General features: G+C 36.4%; 13 protein-coding genes and 1 tRNA gene. 11 read left to right on the forward strand and 3 right to left on the reverse strand.

The window, feature by feature from the left end:
* Positions 1–3 precede the first annotated feature (3 nt).
* A tRNA-Phe gene (locus tag ACPDHL_RS10805) sits at positions 4–76 on the reverse strand.
* 127 nt (positions 77–203) lie between these two features.
* Between ACPDHL_RS10805 and ACPDHL_RS10810 the strand changes: the two genes are divergently transcribed.
* The 7 genes from ACPDHL_RS10810 to ACPDHL_RS10840 all read left to right on the forward strand — a co-directional run bounded on the left by ACPDHL_RS10810 (position 204) and on the right by ACPDHL_RS10840 (position 7,581).
* Positions 204–953, forward strand: coding sequence for a type III pantothenate kinase (locus tag ACPDHL_RS10810; RefSeq protein WP_430532773.1), 750 nt, complete (start codon positions 204–206; stop codon positions 951–953).
* A complete protein-coding gene (locus ACPDHL_RS10815) occupies positions 931–2,196 on the forward strand; it encodes a hypothetical protein (RefSeq protein ID WP_430532774.1) in 1,266 nt (421 codons plus the stop codon). The genes ACPDHL_RS10810 and ACPDHL_RS10815 overlap by 23 nt, the downstream gene beginning before the upstream one ends.
* 12 nt (positions 2,197–2,208) lie before the next feature.
* Positions 2,209–2,766, forward strand: a complete 558-nt coding sequence (lptC, locus tag ACPDHL_RS10820) for an LPS export ABC transporter periplasmic protein LptC (protein ID WP_430532775.1) — start codon at positions 2,209–2,211, stop codon at positions 2,764–2,766.
* A gap of 3 nt (positions 2,767–2,769) precedes the next feature.
* Positions 2,770–2,970, forward strand: a complete 201-nt coding sequence (locus ACPDHL_RS10825; RefSeq protein WP_430532776.1) for a hypothetical protein — start codon at positions 2,770–2,772, stop codon at positions 2,968–2,970.
* A gap of 284 nt (positions 2,971–3,254) precedes the next feature.
* Positions 3,255–5,348: a peptidylprolyl isomerase gene (locus ACPDHL_RS10830; protein ID WP_430532777.1), complete on the forward strand. Its 2,094-nt coding sequence runs from the start codon at positions 3,255–3,257 to the stop codon at positions 5,346–5,348.
* 107 nt (positions 5,349–5,455) lie between these two features.
* Positions 5,456–6,328, forward strand: coding sequence for an ACP S-malonyltransferase (gene fabD, locus ACPDHL_RS10835; protein ID WP_430532778.1), 873 nt, complete (start codon positions 5,456–5,458; stop codon positions 6,326–6,328).
* Positions 6,329–6,399: 71 nt separating this feature from the next.
* A complete protein-coding gene (locus ACPDHL_RS10840) occupies positions 6,400–7,581 on the forward strand; it encodes a multidrug effflux MFS transporter (protein WP_430532779.1) in 1,182 nt (393 codons plus the stop codon).
* A 52-nt stretch (positions 7,582–7,633) separates the two neighbouring features.
* Here the strand turns inward: ACPDHL_RS10840 and ACPDHL_RS10845 are convergent, their stop codons facing one another.
* Positions 7,634–8,764 carry a DegT/DnrJ/EryC1/StrS family aminotransferase gene (locus tag ACPDHL_RS10845; protein WP_430532780.1) on the reverse strand — a complete coding sequence of 377 codons (1,131 nt, stop codon included), beginning with the start codon at positions 8,762–8,764 and terminating at the stop codon, positions 7,634–7,636.
* Positions 8,765–8,926: 162 nt separating this feature from the next.
* Here ACPDHL_RS10845 and ACPDHL_RS10850 point away from each other — a divergent pair, with 162 nt between their 5' ends.
* From ACPDHL_RS10850 to ACPDHL_RS10860, 3 genes are all read left to right on the forward strand, one after another.
* A complete protein-coding gene (locus ACPDHL_RS10850; protein ID WP_430532781.1) occupies positions 8,927–10,171 on the forward strand; it encodes a 3-deoxy-D-manno-octulosonic acid transferase in 1,245 nt (414 codons plus the stop codon).
* Positions 10,172–10,981: 810 nt separating this feature from the next.
* Positions 10,982–13,138, forward strand: a complete 2,157-nt coding sequence (locus tag ACPDHL_RS10855; RefSeq protein ID WP_430532782.1) for a S46 family peptidase — start codon at positions 10,982–10,984, stop codon at positions 13,136–13,138.
* A 127-nt stretch (positions 13,139–13,265) separates the two neighbouring features.
* Positions 13,266–13,493, forward strand: a complete 228-nt coding sequence (locus tag ACPDHL_RS10860) for a hypothetical protein (RefSeq protein ID WP_430532783.1) — start codon at positions 13,266–13,268, stop codon at positions 13,491–13,493.
* A gap of 49 nt (positions 13,494–13,542) precedes the next feature.
* Here the strand turns inward: ACPDHL_RS10860 and ACPDHL_RS10865 are convergent, their stop codons facing one another.
* Positions 13,543–15,069, reverse strand: a complete 1,527-nt coding sequence (locus tag ACPDHL_RS10865) for a GH3 auxin-responsive promoter family protein (protein ID WP_430532784.1) — start codon at positions 15,067–15,069, stop codon at positions 13,543–13,545.
* Positions 15,070–15,177: 108 nt separating this feature from the next.
* On the opposite strand from ACPDHL_RS10865, the gene ACPDHL_RS10870 reads away from it, so the two are divergent.
* Entirely contained in the window at positions 15,178–15,975 is a 798-nt protein-coding gene (locus tag ACPDHL_RS10870) for a DUF2797 domain-containing protein (RefSeq protein WP_430532785.1), read from the forward strand.
* The last annotated feature ends 720 nt before the right edge of the window (positions 15,976–16,695 follow it).

The following is a 16,695-nucleotide window of genomic DNA, read 5'->3' on the forward strand; positions in this document are numbered from 1 at the left end:
TTGTGGTGCCTCCAGGAATCGAACCAGGGACACAAGGATTTTCAGTCCTTTGCTCTACCAACTGAGCTAAGGCACCAATTGGCTTTTAGTAAGTGAACTTTTGTTCTCTTAAGCGGTTGCAAATATATAATACTTTTTTATTCTTACAAAACATCCAAGTCAATTTTTCTTTAATTATCTTTGTTCTACAAAGCAATGGAACCATGATTTACACCCTTGATATCGGCAATACAAGAACCAAACTCGCTATGTTTGAAAACGATAGCCTTGTAAACACCACTTATCTTTCAACGAAAAACCTACAAAAAGAATTATTATTTTTTTTTCAAAAAAATAGTAAAAAACCTAAAATTGTCTTGGCAAGTGTCGGTCATTTGGACGATACGCTTCTCGAATGGCTCGAAAAAAACACCGATTTAACCCAAATTACCCATACAACCCCCTTGCCTTTATCCAACAAATACAAAACTCCACATACCTTAGGCATCGATCGCCTAGCCGTTGCTGCTGGGGCAACCATACAATACCCCAATACGGCCCGCTTAATTATCGATGCAGGCACCTGTATTACCTATGATTTTGTCAATGCTGAGAATGAGTACCTGGGTGGATCCATTTCGCCTGGTTTACAATTGCGATATAAAGCTTTACATGACTATACGGCTAAACTACCTTTATTGGAAATGGAAGATATTTCGTATTTCATTGGCCAAAATACACATGAATCGATTCAATCCGGCGTGATCAATGGAATTATTGCAGAAATCGATAATATTATTAACCGTTATAAAAAAGATTATGCTGATTTAACAATAATTTTAACGGGTGGGGATGCAGTTTTTTTGGCTAAAAGATTAAAAAATATAATATTTGCTAATCCAAACTTTCTTTCCGAGAGTTTGAACCATATATATCAATACATAATTGAAAATGATAAAAAGAATCATTCTTAGCTTTAGCCTTATTTTATCCGCTCAAGCTTTCGCTCAGCAAGGAACTGCGTCTCCTTATTCGTTTTACGGAATTGGAGATTTAGGTTACAATGGTACAAATGAATATAAAGCTATGGGAGGTAATAGTGTCTATTCAGATAGTTTACACCTAAACTTAATGAATCCTGCTGCTATTAGCCAACTAAAGGCGACGACCTTTTCGGTTGGAAGTACCTCAAAATTCTATAATTTCAAATCCGATCAAGGATCTGACAATATCAAACGTCAATCCCTCGACTATTTCGCCTTGGGATTGCCTCTTACGAAAAAATACAGCGTTATTTTTGGATTACAACCCTATTCGAATGTAGGTTATAAAATCGAAAATGAACAAACCAACACCCTCAATCAGAAGACCAATAACCAACTCGAAGGAGAAGGTGGGGTAAACCGCGTTTTCTTGGGGGCTGGATATGAAATCAACAAAAATATTCAAGTAGGAGTTCAGGCGAGCTACTATTTTGGTAATACCAAACACACGGATTTAATTACCATGACTGATGCGGGGGATGGATTTGGTCTAACTTCTAGAACAAGTGAAGTACGTCGAATTGACTATACAGGATACGAAATCCGAGCAGCAGTGCAGTACCAAGGAAAATACAAAGAGTACGATTGGCAAGCCAACCTAACCTATAGCCCTGAAACAAAACTTACTGCCGATAATTTGACTAATTTAAGAATCTTAAATGCCAATGGTGGAATTGTTGACTCTAGAGAAGTATTCAATGGAAGTACAAACCTAAAGAAACCACAAGAACTCGCTATTGGAGCCGGTATTGGTAAAAATTTAAAGTGGTTTGTTTCAGGACAGTTCACATACCTTGAAAATAGCAAATTGGGAAATAGTTGGAATCAATCTGCTTATTCAGGATTTGAAGACACAAAGCGCTATGCTATTGGTGGATTCTACATCCCGAAATACAACTCATTTACGAGCTATTTTGATCGCGTTGTGTATCGCGCTGGATTTCGTTATGAAAATACTGGATTGGTGTTGAAAAACGAAAGCATCAACGATTATGCCGTATCTGTAGGTGCAGGATTTCCATTATTTGGACGTACGTTATCCAACGTAAACATTGGACTTGAATACGGAAGTAGAGGAACAAAAAACAGTGGATTGATCAAAGAAAACTACTTCAACTTATCGATTGGTTTATCGTTGAACGATTTCTGGTTTATGAAACGCAAATTTGACTAATACCATTTGGGCATGTTATTCACAAAGAAAACACCTTTAATTCTTCTAGGATTTTGTATCCTAACCCTGTTGTCTTGTGAAAGCAATTTTAGAGATATTCAGAAAATACACCACAAAGCTCCCTTTTATCCTGCGGGAATTGCGGAAAATATGCAAGGCCAATTTGTGGATTCAGGGAGAGTAAAAGCGATACTAGTAAGTAATAAAATGCTTGATTACTCTACGGTTAAATATAAATTTACCGAATTTCCTGAAGGCATTCACCTGACTTTCTTTGACAATGACAACAATAAAAACACCGTAGTTGCTGATTACGCCATTCAGTATACAACAACTGAATTAGTCGATTTAAGAGGAAATGTAGTTATTACAACCCACGACAATAAGAAGCTAGAATCAGATCAGCTGTACTATGATCAAAAACGCGATTGGTTTTACACCAACGGAAAATACAAAGCGTCAACAGACAAAGAAAACTTTACCCAAGGCGTAGGCGTTGATTTTGACGGCAAACTCAACGTAATTAAAGCTAGAAATAGCTATGCAGAAAGTATTAAAAAAGAAAACTAAATTATGAAAGCATTACAAATTATACCTTTTCTCTATTTATTCATTGCAGGTTTATTCATTTATGATGCCATCACTAAAATTGCAGTAAACGAACCTTTCTCCAGTTATTGGTTGAGTTTTGCAGCGGCAGCATTGTGTATTTTTATGTTTTTATTCAGAAGAAAATACAGCAAAAGAATGGTAGATCATTACAAGAAAAAATAATATTCCATACAAAATAACCAAGAGTCGTCCTGCTAATTTCAGCTAGACGACTTTTTTTTGCGGTTCTTCCTCTCTTTTAATTTTTATAATTTTATCTTTTTCCTTTACCTAAATGCTTATTTTTACTAGGTCAAATCAAGCTTTAGCTAAAAAATTTTATTTTTTAACAGTAAAATTCATTGAGAAACGTATTCTTTCTTCAAAATAATGGGTTTACCCCTTTTATTATTAAAGAGATAATTGTATTTTCGCTCTCTGAAAAAAATTACACATAATAAAAAAACATGGCAGTTTTATCAAAAATTAGACAAAAGTCGGCGCTGTTAATTGCAGTAATTGGTATTGCTTTATTAGCATTCGTTATTGGAGACGTGGTTAGAAGCGGTGGTGCTGGTGCTTCAAGAAATATTGGAAGCGTAAATGGTGAAGATATCAATACGCAGATCTTTCAACAGAAGGTTTCCCAAGCAGAGCAAGGGAATCAAATGAGCAGAAATCAAGCCTTTCAAATGGTTTGGAATAACGAAGTGAATAATATACTGCTAAAAACCGAGTTCGAAAAATTAGGTTTACAAATTGGAAAAGACCAATTAATGAACGTAGTGAAAACCAACCCTATGTTTGCTAATAGTCCAGAGTTCCAAAATCAATTAGGACAATTTGACATGGCTAAGTTTAATGCTTGGGTTATGGGAATGAAACAAGCTGGTCCAGAACAATGGCAAGCTTGGTTAAACTATGAAGTTGAACTAGAAAAATTTGGTCTTCAACAAATGTATAACGCTTTAGTTAAAGGAGGAATCTATACTACTCAAACCGAGGCGAAATACTCTTATCATGGAGAAAACAGCAAAGTAACTTTTGATTACGTTACTGTTCCATATAGCACAATCAACGATGACGAAGCAAAAGTAAGTGATGATGAAATCGTTGGTTACATGAAAAAACACGAGAATAGATTCAAATCAGAACCTACACGTGAATTGACTTATGCCTATATTGAAAGCAAACCATCAGACAAAGACAAAGAAGATATCAAAGAAACAGTAGAGGCGTTCTTATTGCCAACAGTGCAATACAATGCTGAAACAAAAAAGAATGATACAATCGCAGGTTTCAAAGCAACGAGAGATTTAGCTGCTTTCATCAACGCGAATTCTGATGTAAAATTTGACAGTGTATATTACGCGAAAAAAGATTTACCACTAGAATACCAAGAACAACTATACAACCTACAACCAGGAGAAGTATTCGGTCCTTATTTATTTAATGATCACTACTGTATTTCTCGTATTGTAGATAAAAAAGCAGGAGCTAAAGCAAATGCTGCTCATATTTTAATCTCTTATGCAGGTGCTCCACAAAGTGCAGCAACAAGAACAAAAGAAGAGGCTAAAGCAAAAGCAGACGAAATCTTGAAAAAAGCAACTGCTGCTAACTTCGCTGAATTAGCTGCTGCTGAATCAGAAGATCCAGGATCTAAAGCTAATGGTGGTAAATATGAAGATATCGCTAAAGGACAAATGGTAAAACCATTCGAGGATTTTATTTTCAACAATGCTACTGGTAAAATTGGTGTTGTAGAAACTGATTACGGTTTCCACGTAATTCAAGTATTAGGGAAATCTGAAGGGGTACAAATTGCTACTTTAGCTAGAAAAGTAGAAGTATCTGAAGGAACAGCTGACGAAACATTTGCTAAAGCAACAGCAATTGAATCTGCAGCTAGTACAGCTAACTTTGTAGCTGAAGCAGAAAAATTAAATGCAATCGTTCAACAAGATGTAACTGTTCGTCCTTTTGATGAGTACTTACAAGCAGTTGGAGCTAGAAGCGAAATCGTTTCATGGGCATTTAACAAAGAGACAAAAGACGGAGAAGCAAAGCGTTTTGACATTCCTGATGGCTATATCGTTGCTAAATTAACTTCTACAAACAATACAGGTCTATTGCCAATTGAAGAAGCTAGAAAAATAGTTGAGCCCGTTTTAATGAATGAGAAAAAAGCGGTGATGATTAGACAAAAGATGACTGCTTCAACAGTAGAAGAGGTATCAAAACAAACGAATGCTTCTGTTTCGTTAGTTATGGATGTAACAAGACAGAATCCATTAATTACAAATATTGGTAACGAACCATTAGTAGTAGGAACTGCATTTGGAACACCAGTGAATCAAAACTCAAAACTTATTGATGGAGTAAAAGGAGTTTACATGGTAAAAACAACAAGAATTAATCTTGCTCCAGAATTAGATCACTACAACAGTTACAGAACTAAGACAGACAATGTAGTTCGTGCAAGTGCATCGACTAAAGTATTACAAGCTTTAAAAGATCAAGCAAAAATTAAAGACAATCGAATTGGAATTATCCAATAAATCATATCAAAAGCCATCTATCTTCAGATGGCTTTTTTTATTCCTTTTCGTTTAACTGAGAAAAATACCTTATTTTTGCCTCGAATCTATATTTTAATACTAAACTTATGAAAGCATACGTTTTCCCTGGTCAAGGTGCTCAGTTCACTGGAATGGGTAAAGATTTATACGAAAGTTCAGCAATTGCAAAAGAGTTATTCGATCAAGCGAATAACATTCTTGGTTTCGATATTACAACTATTATGTTTGAAGGAACTGCAGAACAATTAAAAGAAACCAAAGTGACGCAACCTGCTGTATTTTTACATTCAGTGATTTTGGCAAAAACAATCGAAAACTTTAAACCAGAGATGGTTGCTGGACATTCATTAGGTGAATTTTCTGCTTTAGTTGCCAATGGTACTTTAGCATTTGAAGACGCCTTGCGTTTAGTATCTCAACGTGCAATGGCCATGCAAAAAGCATGCGAAATTACTCCTTCTACCATGGCAGCTGTGTTAGGATTAGAAGATGCAATCGTAGAACAAGTATGCAATGAAATTGACGGTGTTGTAGTCGCTGCAAACTATAACTGTCCAGGTCAATTAGTAATTTCAGGAGAAACTGGAGCTGTTGAACAAGCTTGTGAAAAATTAAAAGAAGCAGGAGCCAAAAGAGCGTTATTGCTTCCTGTAGGTGGTGGTTTCCACTCTCCTATGATGGAACCTGCTCGAACAGAATTGGCTGCAGCAATCGAAGCAACTACCTTTAATCAACCAACATGTCCCATTTATCAAAATGTACCTGCTACTGCAGTAAGTGACCCAGAGGTTATTAAGAAGAACTTAATTGTTCAATTAACTGCACCAGTGAAATGGACACAATCCATACAGCAAATGATTGCAGACGGAGCTACTAACTTTACTGAAGTAGGTCCTGGAAAAGTGTTAACAGGCTTAATCAAAAAGATTGATAAAGAGGCTGAAACCTTCAATATCTAAAAAAATCAACAACAATATAACGAAATCCTTGATCCCAAAAACATCAAGGATTTTCTATTTCATTTAAAACTGTGGATAAATTATCACTTCAAGAGTGGGTTTTAATCTTTACTTTGGCGAGTCTTACCGCATTAGGTCCTCTAGCCATTGATATGTATTTACCTGCTTTTACCAAAATAGCTGCAGACCTACAAACTGATGTTAGCTATGTTCAAGTATCTTTGTCAACCTTCTTAGGTGGCTTAGCTGTAGGTCAACTCTTTTGGGGGCCTATCTCGGATAAATACGGAGCCAAAAAACCAATTATCCTATCCTTGAGTATCTTTATTCTAACGTCTTTTGCTTGTCTCTATGTTACGGACATCAAAATGATGTGGGCCTATCGCTTTTTACAAGCCTTTGGAAGTAGCGGTGGACTTGTGATTGCACGTTCTATTGTCAACAAGCGATTTGACAAAGATAAAACGCTAAAAATATTCAGCATCTTGGCACTCGTAGGAGGAGTTGCTCCTATTGTTGCTCCTATACTCGGTAATGCCGTATTGAAATACTTTGATTGGCCGCATATTTTTACCGCCATGGGACTATTTGCCCTATTCAGTATTGCCATGACCTTTACCTTTTTAAAAGAAGATTTTTCTAATCGATTGCCTACTTTGGAAGTCAAGTCAATTATTCAGAACTACCTGAGGCTATTTAAAAATAAAACCTTCATTACCTATACCCTAATTGGAAGTATTGCCTTCAGCTGCTTGATGCTTTACATTTCCAATTCACCCGTTCTTGTCATGAAAGTAGGTGGATTAAGCAGCAGTGCCTTTAGCGTCGTTTTTATGGTGAATTCCTGCGGATTAATGCTAGGATCATTCCTTACCTCCTCTTTTTTGAGAAAACGCCTAGAGCCTAAGCAAATCATCACCTTAGGTACGAGCATACAAGTAATTGCGGCTCTTACCTTACTGGGGTTCATTTTGATAGAAGCCTCTATCTACTATCAACTGGTTCCTCTGTTCTTTTTTGTACTGCCATTAGGTATGCTTTTCCCCACCGCTACAACATTAGCACTTTCGCCCTTTAAAGCGGAATCAGGAATTGCTTCTGCCCTATTCGGCGCTTCCCAATTAGCCTTTACTTTTGTTACTTCTGTATTGCTAAACACTTTAAACGACGGATCCATGTATATCGTCGCCCTATCCTTGGCCGCCTGTGCCTTGTGTTCCTTACTAATCAATACATCTACCAAAAGAATATAAACTAAAAAAAGCCTTGATTACTCAAGGCTTTTTTATATCAGGTAAGGAGAAATTAAGCTAAAAACGCTTTAATCTCGTCTGTGATAAATTTAATTTGATCTTCCTCTAATTCCGAGTGCATCGGCAAAGACAATACTTCTTTTACCAATTGATTGGTAATTGGAAAATCCTCCTCTTTATAACGAGGATCTAAGTACGCCTTTTGATTGTGTAACGGAATTGGATAATAAATAGCACAAGGAATTCCTTTAGCCTGTAAGTGCGCCATTAACGCATTGCGATCTGCATTGACAATACGCAATGTATATTGATGGAACACGTGACTATCTGCATCTCCTTCTACTTTTGGCGTAATTACATTAGGATGATTAGCCAACGCTTCAGAGTACTGCATTGCTGCAGTTCTTCTTGCTTTATTATACTGATCTAAACGCGGTAATTTTGCATTTAATACTGCTGCTTGTAAGCTATCTAAACGCGAGTTAACCCCTACTACATCGTGGTGGTAACGCTCGTACATGCCGTGGTTCACAATTCCGCGAATAATATGAGCTAAATCATCGTCATTCGTAAAAATAGCTCCCCCATCTCCGTAGCAACCTAAGTTTTTAGACGGAAAGAAAGACGTTGCTCCAACGTGAGCAATTCCTCCCGTTTTTACTTTTCTGCCATCTGAAAACGTATAGCTAGCACCAATACCCTGTGCATTATCTTCAATTACATATAAATTGTGTTCTGCAGCAATATTCATGATGGCTTCCATATTCGCTACTTGCCCAAATAAATGTACAGGAACAATCGCTTTTGTTTTAGGTGTAATTGCCTTTTTAATTGCTTCTACTGAGATATTCAAACTATCTGGGCAAACATCAACTAATACTGGTGTTAATTGTAATAACGCAATTACCTCAACTGTAGCAGCAAAAGTAAAATCAGCCGTAATAACCTCATCACCAGGTTGTAACCCTAGTCCCATCATCGCAATTTGCAATGCATCTGTTCCATTTGCACAAGGAATAACGTGCTTCACTCCTAAATACTGCTCTAAATTCGCTTGAAAAGTGTGCACTTGTGGGCCATTAATAAAGGCCGAAGTCTCTAACACTTCTTGGAACGATTGATTTACTTCTTCTTTAATTCCTTCATATTGACTTTTCAAGTCAACCATTTGAATTTGTTTCATCGCCTTGGATTTAGTATATCTAAGTCATCTGCTCTTCTCAATTTTAGAGCAAAACAACTTGAATATCGATATGTTTTACAACCACAAAAATACTAATTTCTTTACTTCAAAAACCTTTTCTTTACTAAAAGAAACGTAATTTCGCTAGATAAACTATTCTATATGCTATTTCTTTACAATCTACTTATTCATATTGCTACGGCTATCTTACCCCTAGTTGCTTTATTCCATGCTAAGATTAAGTTATTTGTTCAGGGCCGTAAAAGGTCTTTTTCCATTTTACAGCAAAAAATTCAACCAACCGATCGGGTATTTTGGATTCACGTAGCCTCTTTAGGAGAATACGAACAAGGTCTTCCTATTATGGAAGCCTTAAAACAACGATTCCCCTCACACAAAATTGTACTTACCTTTTTTTCTCCTTCAGGTTATGAAGTAAAGAAAAACAATTCTTTGGCGGACGCTACCCTGTATCTTCCAATGGATACCAAACAAAATGCAAAAACTTTTTTAAAACTAGCTCATCCAGAAAAAGTGTTTTTTGTCAAGTATGAATATTGGCCTAATTACCTTGATCAGCTAAAAAAACAGTCCATTGAGACCTATTTGGTTTCAGGGATATTCAGGCCTGATCAAGTCTTTTTTAAATGGTACGGTGGATTTTACAGAAAAGCATTAACAGCTTTTACTTATTTCTTTGTTCAAAACCCACAATCCCAACAATTACTTGCCACATTACAATTAAACAATAGCGAAGTAGTAGGAGACACGCGCTTTGACCGTGTAAGTCAGATTTTAGAACAAGATAATACACTTTGTTTTTTAGAAGAATTGACCCATGGAAAAACAAAACAAACCCTTGTAGTCGGAAGTTCTTGGCCACAAGATGAAAAAATCATTGTGGACTACATCAATCAAACGACAGATCAAGAATTAAAAGTTGTCTTTGCTCCTCACAACATAAAACCAGAGCAAATCAACCAACTATACGAATCGATAAAAAAACCTAAGCAACTCCACTCTCAATACACAGCAGCTAACACCGACTTATCCGAGGTACAAGTGTACATTATTGACGCTTATAGCTTATTGACCAAAGCCTATAGTTATGCCACTATTGCTTACGTTGGTGGAGGATTTGGCGCAGGCATACACAATATTCTGGAAGCTGCAACGTTTGGCGTTCCCATTCTCATTGGCCCGAATTACAAGAAATTTCAGGAAGCCAAAGACTTGATTCAGCTGGGTAGTTGTATAGTTATTAACAATGAGACGGACTTTATTAACAATTTATCAAAGTTATTAACAAACGAAGCTTTACGTTGTGAATTAAGTCAGGTGAGTTCGACCTTTATTCTAGCTAATAAAGCTGCAACCACAAAGATCATATCAAATGTATTTAATTAATATAAAGCATTTTACAAAATAAAACAAACAACATATTAGACTAAAAAAGTTATTAACAATCTAAAAATAAATAAGAATTAAAATTGTTGATAACCTCATAAAAGATCGAGTCTAAACTGTGGAATCTCATAAAAAAAGGCAAGTAAACGCCTTTGTTTACTTGCCTTTTATACTGTGAATTAATAATTACGCTATAGGTAACTTATAGAAAGTTAGAGGTATATATAATTTAGTTCAATACCGAACGAGCAAGATAAGTCAAATTATTCATTGTCACAATAGCTCGAGGTTAAATTCTGAGAAGTTATCGAACTAGAGTTCTCATTTTTACCGTAAACTATCTTATTTACGAAACCAGTAGCCTTTTTATTTATGTAGTTGGACCAACACCTGTGATATCCTCTTTTTTTTAACAGGGTCTTTTTTTTTGGAAAAGGGAAAAGGGAAATGGGAAATGGGAAAGCTTACCATCACTCACCATTCACCATTCATCAGTAACTCACTTACCATGAACCACTCACCACTCACCACTCACCACTTACCACTCACCACTTACCACTCACCCTTCTCCCATCACCCTTCTCCCATCCCCCTTCTCCCATTTCCCATCTCTACTCTTCACCATTCACCACTAACCCTCCATTTAATTGAATTATACTATTAAAATGTACATTTTCCTATATTTCGTTAGGTAGGTTCGCTGTTTTTTTCTCAAAATAGACTTAAAAGAGAGGATGAACAATCAAACATACTTCCCTATTAGCTGAATAGTTGTATCTTGGCTCGCATAAAAATATAACGAACAATTTTATGAACTTAAGATTTAAAAACGCATTTAAACTGCTCGTTGCACTTCTTATTGTTCCCGTTTATGCACAACAAGGAGGGATGTGGATTCCGTCGTTGTTAGAGGGAATGAACGAAAAAGAAATGACGACGTTGGGGATGAAAATGTCTATTCAAGACATCTATGATGTGAATAATTCGAGCATGAAAGATGCTGTACCTCATTTCAATGGGGGATGTACAGCTGAAGTTATTTCTGCACAAGGCTTGTTACTGACGAATCACCACTGTGGTTACGGACAAATTCAATCGCATTCATCTGTGGAACACGATTATTTAGCGGATGGATTTTGGGCTAAATCACAAGCAGACGAATTGCCGAATGACAATTTAGAAGTTACCTTTATTGTGCGTATTGAGGATGTTACTGCTGCAGTGATGCAGGGAGTAAAAGCCAAAGACACAGAGCTTCAAAAACAAGAAAAAATCAATGTAAATATTTCTCGTACAGTTGCTACTTTTCCAAAAAAGGATTGGCAAGAGAACAAAATCAAATCGTTCTACGAAGGAAATCAATACATTTTATTTGTTACTGAAACCTTTACAGACGTTCGTTTAGTAGGAGCGCCGCCTTCTTCTATTGGAAAATTTGGTTCAGATACGGATAACTGGGTATGGCCTCGTCACACAGGTGATTTTGCTTTATTCCGTATTTATGCAGATAAAAACAATCGCCCTGCAGCGTATGCCCAAGATAACGTTCCTTATACGCCGAAGCACTTCTTCCCTATATCCCTTGATGGGGTAGCACAGGATGATTTTACGATGGTATTTGGTTACCCTGGTCAAACACAAGAATACTTACCTTCATACGCGATTGAGCAAATCATCAATGATTTGAACCCAGCTAAGATTGGCATACGCGACGTTGCCTTAAAAATTACCGATGAATATATGCGCAATGATCAAGCGATCAAAATCCAATATGCATCAAAATACGCTGGAACAGCAAACTATTGGAAAAAATGGATTGGCGAAAGTCAAGGATTGAAAAAGAGCAATGCTGTAGCAGCTAAAAAAGCGTACGAACAAGACTTTATAGCAAGAGCGAAGAAAAGCAAAAATGCCAAAGAATACACGGCAATTCTTCCTCAATTTGAAAAATTATACCAAGAGATTGCGCCATACGCTTTGAGTAGAGACTATTTTATGGAAGTAGCCCTGCGCAACGGCGAGTTATTAGCTACTGCTTGGAGACTATTTGCTGTGGAAAATGCATTGAATAATGAGGCACAATTCCAAAGCAGAAAGAAGAACCTATTACAATCGCAAGAGCGCTTCTACAAAAACTACAATAAAAATGTAGATGAAGATGTATTCAAAGCCATTGTTAGCTTATATAAAGAGAAAGCACCAAAAGCGTATTTAGCGCCAGCTTTAGTTGATGCTGATGTTGAGGCGTTAACTAAAGAAATTTATGGACAAAGTAAGTTGACTTCTTATGAAGGATTACAGGAATTATTAAGTGGCGATGCCAATCAGGTAAAAACAGCCTTATTAGAAGATAAAGGATACGTATTTGCCAAAAGTTTAATTCAAAACTACCAAGCAAATATTTTACCAAAATACGAAACGTTAGATCTTGAAATAAAAGCATTACAACGCACGTATATGAAAGCACAATTGGAACTTTATCCAGATGCTAGAATCTTCCCTGATGCAAATAGCACTTTACGTGTAACCTATGGTAAAGTAGATGGCTATGCACCGAAAGATGCTATTTACTATGAACCGGTTACCCATTTAGAAGGAATCATGGAGAAATATGTACCTGGCGATTATGAATTTGACGTACCGGCTAAGTTAATTGACTTATACAATGCAAAAGACTATGGAGTGTATGGGGAAGATGGCAAACTACCTGTCAACTTTATTGCTACCAACCACACAACAGGTGGGAATTCAGGAAGTCCAGCGATTGATGCGCATGGAAATTTAATCGGATTAAATTTTGACCGTGTATGGGAAGGAACGATGAGTGATATCTATTACGATCCAGCTATTTGTCGAAATATTATGGTGGATGCACGCTATATTTTATTCCTTATTGACAAGTTTGCAGATGCAAAACACTTGATAAATGAGATGAAATTGGTAAATCCTAAAAACGACAAAAAATAACATATTGATTTACAGTATTTTATAAAATAAATTTTTATATAAAAATATTTTACAAAAACAAATTATTGAATGATATATTTTCTATATTTGTATCGAATTAATAATTAACTTTTATAACTTTAGTAAAATGAAAAAAATCGCATTAAGCATTGCTTTAGTAGCTATGATGGGTGTATCTTTTGTTTCTTGTAAAGACACTGCAAAAGAACCAGCTCAAGAAGAAGTAACAACAGAAGAAGTAGCAGCTCCTGCAGAGGAAGTTGTAACTGAAGAAGTTGTAACTGAAGAGGCTCCAGCTACTGAAGAAGCTCCAGCTACAGAAGAAGCTCCAGCTACAGAAGAAGTTGCTAAATAATTTTAGCTAGCAATAAAAAAAGCTCCCACAAGGTGGGAGCTTTTCTTTTTTATACTCGTTTCAATTGATTTAATTCTAGTAATTCTTCCATAATCATTCTTTCATTTGATAAACGCGGTACCTTATGTTGTCCCCCTAATTTATCGCTCTCTTTTAACCAATCATAAAATAATCCTTGACGTGCTTGGTGTAAAACCAAAGGATTTAATGTCATATTATTATATCGCTTAGCTTCGTAATCGGAATTCACTTCCTGAACGCACTGATCCAAAACTTCAGCAAACTTTGCTAAGTCTTCTGGTGCTTTTGTAAATTCAATGATCCATTCATGGGCGCCTTTTTCTCTGTCTACCATAAAAATAGGAGCTACCGTATATTCTGCAATTTCTACATGGAACAATGCACATGCTTTAGCCAACGCTCGATCTGTATTTTCAACCATTAACTCCTCACCAAAAACATTAATATGGTGCTTCGTTCGACCCGTAATCTTAATTCGATACGGCAATAAACTAGTAAATCGAACTGTATCGCCAATTAAATAACGCACTAAACCGGCATTGGTAGTAATGAGCATGGCGTAGTTCTTCCCTACTTCAACGTCGCGTAGCGAAACAATTTTCTGTGCGCTTGTTCCAAAGGTCTCCATGGGAATAAACTCATAGAAAATACCATAATCCAACATCAACAAGAGTTCATTACATCCATTTTGATCCTGAATGGCAAAAAAGCCTTCTGATGCATTGTAAATTTCATAGTATTTAAAATCCGCACTCGGCAATAATTTGTGGTACTGATCTTTATAGGGTTCAAAACTAACTCCTCCGTGAAAATACACCTCAGCATTAGGCCAAAGATCTAGCAAACTCCCTTTTCCCGTTTCTTGCATAATTTTGTTGAACAAGACCAACATCCACGAAGGGACTCCCATAAAACTAGTTACGTTTTCATCGCGTACTTCTTTAATAATCGCGTTCATCTTGGTTTCCCATTCTGACATTAACGAGGTTTTATTGGATGGTGTACTGCTAAATTCAGCCCAAAAAGGCATATTATCAATAAGAATTGCCGATAAATCCCCAAAGACCGTATTGTTATCCTCATAGAGCTGTTTGCTTCCACCTAAGCGAAGACCTTTTCCCGTAAATAGCTGTGAGTTTTCATTGTTGTTCAAATACAAACAAAGTAAATCCTTAGCTGCTTTATAATGGCAATTCTCTAATGCTTCATTACTAACAGGGATAAACTTACTCTTTGCGTTTGTTGTTCCACTAGATTTGGCAAACCAACGGATTGGTTCAGACCAAAAAATATTGTTCTCCCCTCTTCTTGCTCGTTCAATATAAGGTTCAAATGCTTCATACGTGTATATGGGTACGCGTTCTGCAAATGCTTCATAACTTTTAATACTAGCATAATCATACTGCTTTCCTAATAATGTTTTCTCATTTGCTTTAATCAAACTTAAAAACACATCGTTTTGTACCTCATTGGGGTATTTTCGAAATAAATCTATTTGATGAATTCTCTTCTTAAGAATCCATGAAGCAATAGAATTAACAATTGTCAGCGCCATATATACATTATTAATAAGGGAACTACCTTTTCCTTGTAAAAAGAGAATCTAAACAATAAAAATTGTTTTTGTACTTTTACTCCTTACCCAAAAATAACAATTTTATTTATGCTATACGAAGGAGTTTTAAACAAAATGCAAACGGAATGGAGTAGTCCAATTGAATACTATTTGGTCTTTCAAAATAACTTCATCAACTTAAATCAAGTATTGGATCGTCAAGTCTCAATTACATTTGTTGATTACGAATGTTTAAATTGTGGGGGACACAAAAAAATATTCCGTCAAGGCTTTTGTTATGACTGTTTTTACGCAAGTCCAGCTGTTGGAGATTGGATTATGCGTCCCGAATTGAGTACGGCTCATTTAGGGATTGCCGATCGTGATTTAGAGTATGAAAGTAAAGTTCAATTACAACCGCATATTGTGTATCTAGCTGCAGCAAGTGATGTGAAAGTTGGTGTAACACGTAAAACACAGGTACCAACCCGTTGGATAGACCAAGGAGCTTCGAGCGCTATTCCCATTGTAGAAGTACCCAATCGCTACTTGGCCGGAATTACAGAAGTAGCACTAAAAGACCTCTTTACCGATAAGACCAACTGGCGCAAAATGTTGCAAAATGATATCATTCACACGGATCTAGTAGAAATCAGAAACACATTGGTTTCCAAATTACCCGAAGAAGTACAAGCCTACTTTGCTTCAACAACGGCAGATCTATGGGAGTTAAATTACCCCGTTTTAGCATTTCCTACAAAAATAAAAAGCTTAAACCTAGATAAAACCCCATCCTATCAAGGGGTATTAAAAGGGATTAAAGGACAATATTTACTATTTGAAGATGGTACGGTCTTTAATATTAGAACCTATGAAGGCTATGTGGTTCAAATTGATATAGCATAAAATAGAGGCTATCTAAAAGCCTAAAAAACAAACCCCGGCTAAAAAAGGCGGGGTTTTTACCTTGTTTGTCCTTAAAAAAAATTAGCTACATGGTGTACCTAAACAAGAAAGACAACTATAATGTTCAAATCTGAACGTTTAAAATCGCCAACACTATTGCCTGAAGATCGTTTGGCTAAAATTCCTTTAGCCCCTCTTTCATTTTTCCCTAGCTTTGCACGTTACATGCTTCTTACTTTTTTAAGCGTCAAACCTCGTAGCTAGCTTTCCTATTCCGCTGGAAACAAAACTAAAAAAGTAGAAAAACAAGGACAATCTCCTTCCGTTTCCTTCTCTTTATGAGCTAAATAAAGCATTTTTTTACTTTCTTTTTTAAATTAAAAGCCTTAATCAATTGAATTTCAATCCATTGTCATGGATTAGTGAAGTGCTTGTAAAGGGTTTGTAAAGGGTAAGTTAATACCAGCAAGGGTTTTAGGCCTTTTTACCAATGTTTCCCCTTACAATCCCCTTACTATCCCTTTACTATCCCCTTTGTAGAATAAAACTTTTTTTCACAGCCATTCCTCTATGTAACAAGTCTACTAAAACACTAGTAGCGCATGCATGTGTCCCTGTATAGCTATCCTCATGATCTCTTAAATTTGAGGCAAAACAACTTCAGCACTCCGGCCATCTGTTCCTGATTCATCCTTCGGATATCCTACACCTACTTGACTC

Origin of the sequence: Myroides sp. C15-4 (genome assembly GCF_050522745.1) — a bacterium.
Classification (GTDB): Bacteria; Bacteroidota; Bacteroidia; order Flavobacteriales; family Flavobacteriaceae; genus Flavobacterium.

Bases quoted from the DNA above. Each gene is read 5' to 3' on its own strand.
- ACPDHL_RS10815 (WP_430532774.1), top strand. From the start codon at position 931: ATGATAAAAAGAATCATTCTTAGCTTTAGCCTTATTTTATCCGCTCAA.
- ACPDHL_RS10865 (WP_430532784.1), bottom strand. From the start codon at position 15,069: ATGGCGCTGACAATTGTTAATTCTATTGCTTCATGGATTCTTAAGAAG.
- ACPDHL_RS10825 (WP_430532776.1), top strand. From the start codon at position 2,770: ATGAAAGCATTACAAATTATACCTTTTCTCTATTTATTCATTGCAGGT.
- fabD (WP_430532778.1), top strand. From the start codon at position 5,456: ATGAAAGCATACGTTTTCCCTGGTCAAGGTGCTCAGTTCACTGGAATG.
- ACPDHL_RS10845 (WP_430532780.1), bottom strand. From the start codon at position 8,764: ATGAAACAAATTCAAATGGTTGACTTGAAAAGTCAATATGAAGGAATT.
- ACPDHL_RS10860 (WP_430532783.1), top strand. From the start codon at position 13,266: ATGAAAAAAATCGCATTAAGCATTGCTTTAGTAGCTATGATGGGTGTA.
- ACPDHL_RS10850 (WP_430532781.1), top strand. From the start codon at position 8,927: ATGCTATTTCTTTACAATCTACTTATTCATATTGCTACGGCTATCTTA.
- lptC (WP_430532775.1), top strand. From the start codon at position 2,209: ATGTTATTCACAAAGAAAACACCTTTAATTCTTCTAGGATTTTGTATC.
- ACPDHL_RS10870 (WP_430532785.1), top strand. From the start codon at position 15,178: ATGCTATACGAAGGAGTTTTAAACAAAATGCAAACGGAATGGAGTAGT.
- ACPDHL_RS10810 (WP_430532773.1), top strand. From the start codon at position 204: ATGATTTACACCCTTGATATCGGCAATACAAGAACCAAACTCGCTATG.
- ACPDHL_RS10830 (WP_430532777.1), top strand. From the start codon at position 3,255: ATGGCAGTTTTATCAAAAATTAGACAAAAGTCGGCGCTGTTAATTGCA.
- ACPDHL_RS10855 (WP_430532782.1), top strand. From the start codon at position 10,982: ATGAACTTAAGATTTAAAAACGCATTTAAACTGCTCGTTGCACTTCTT.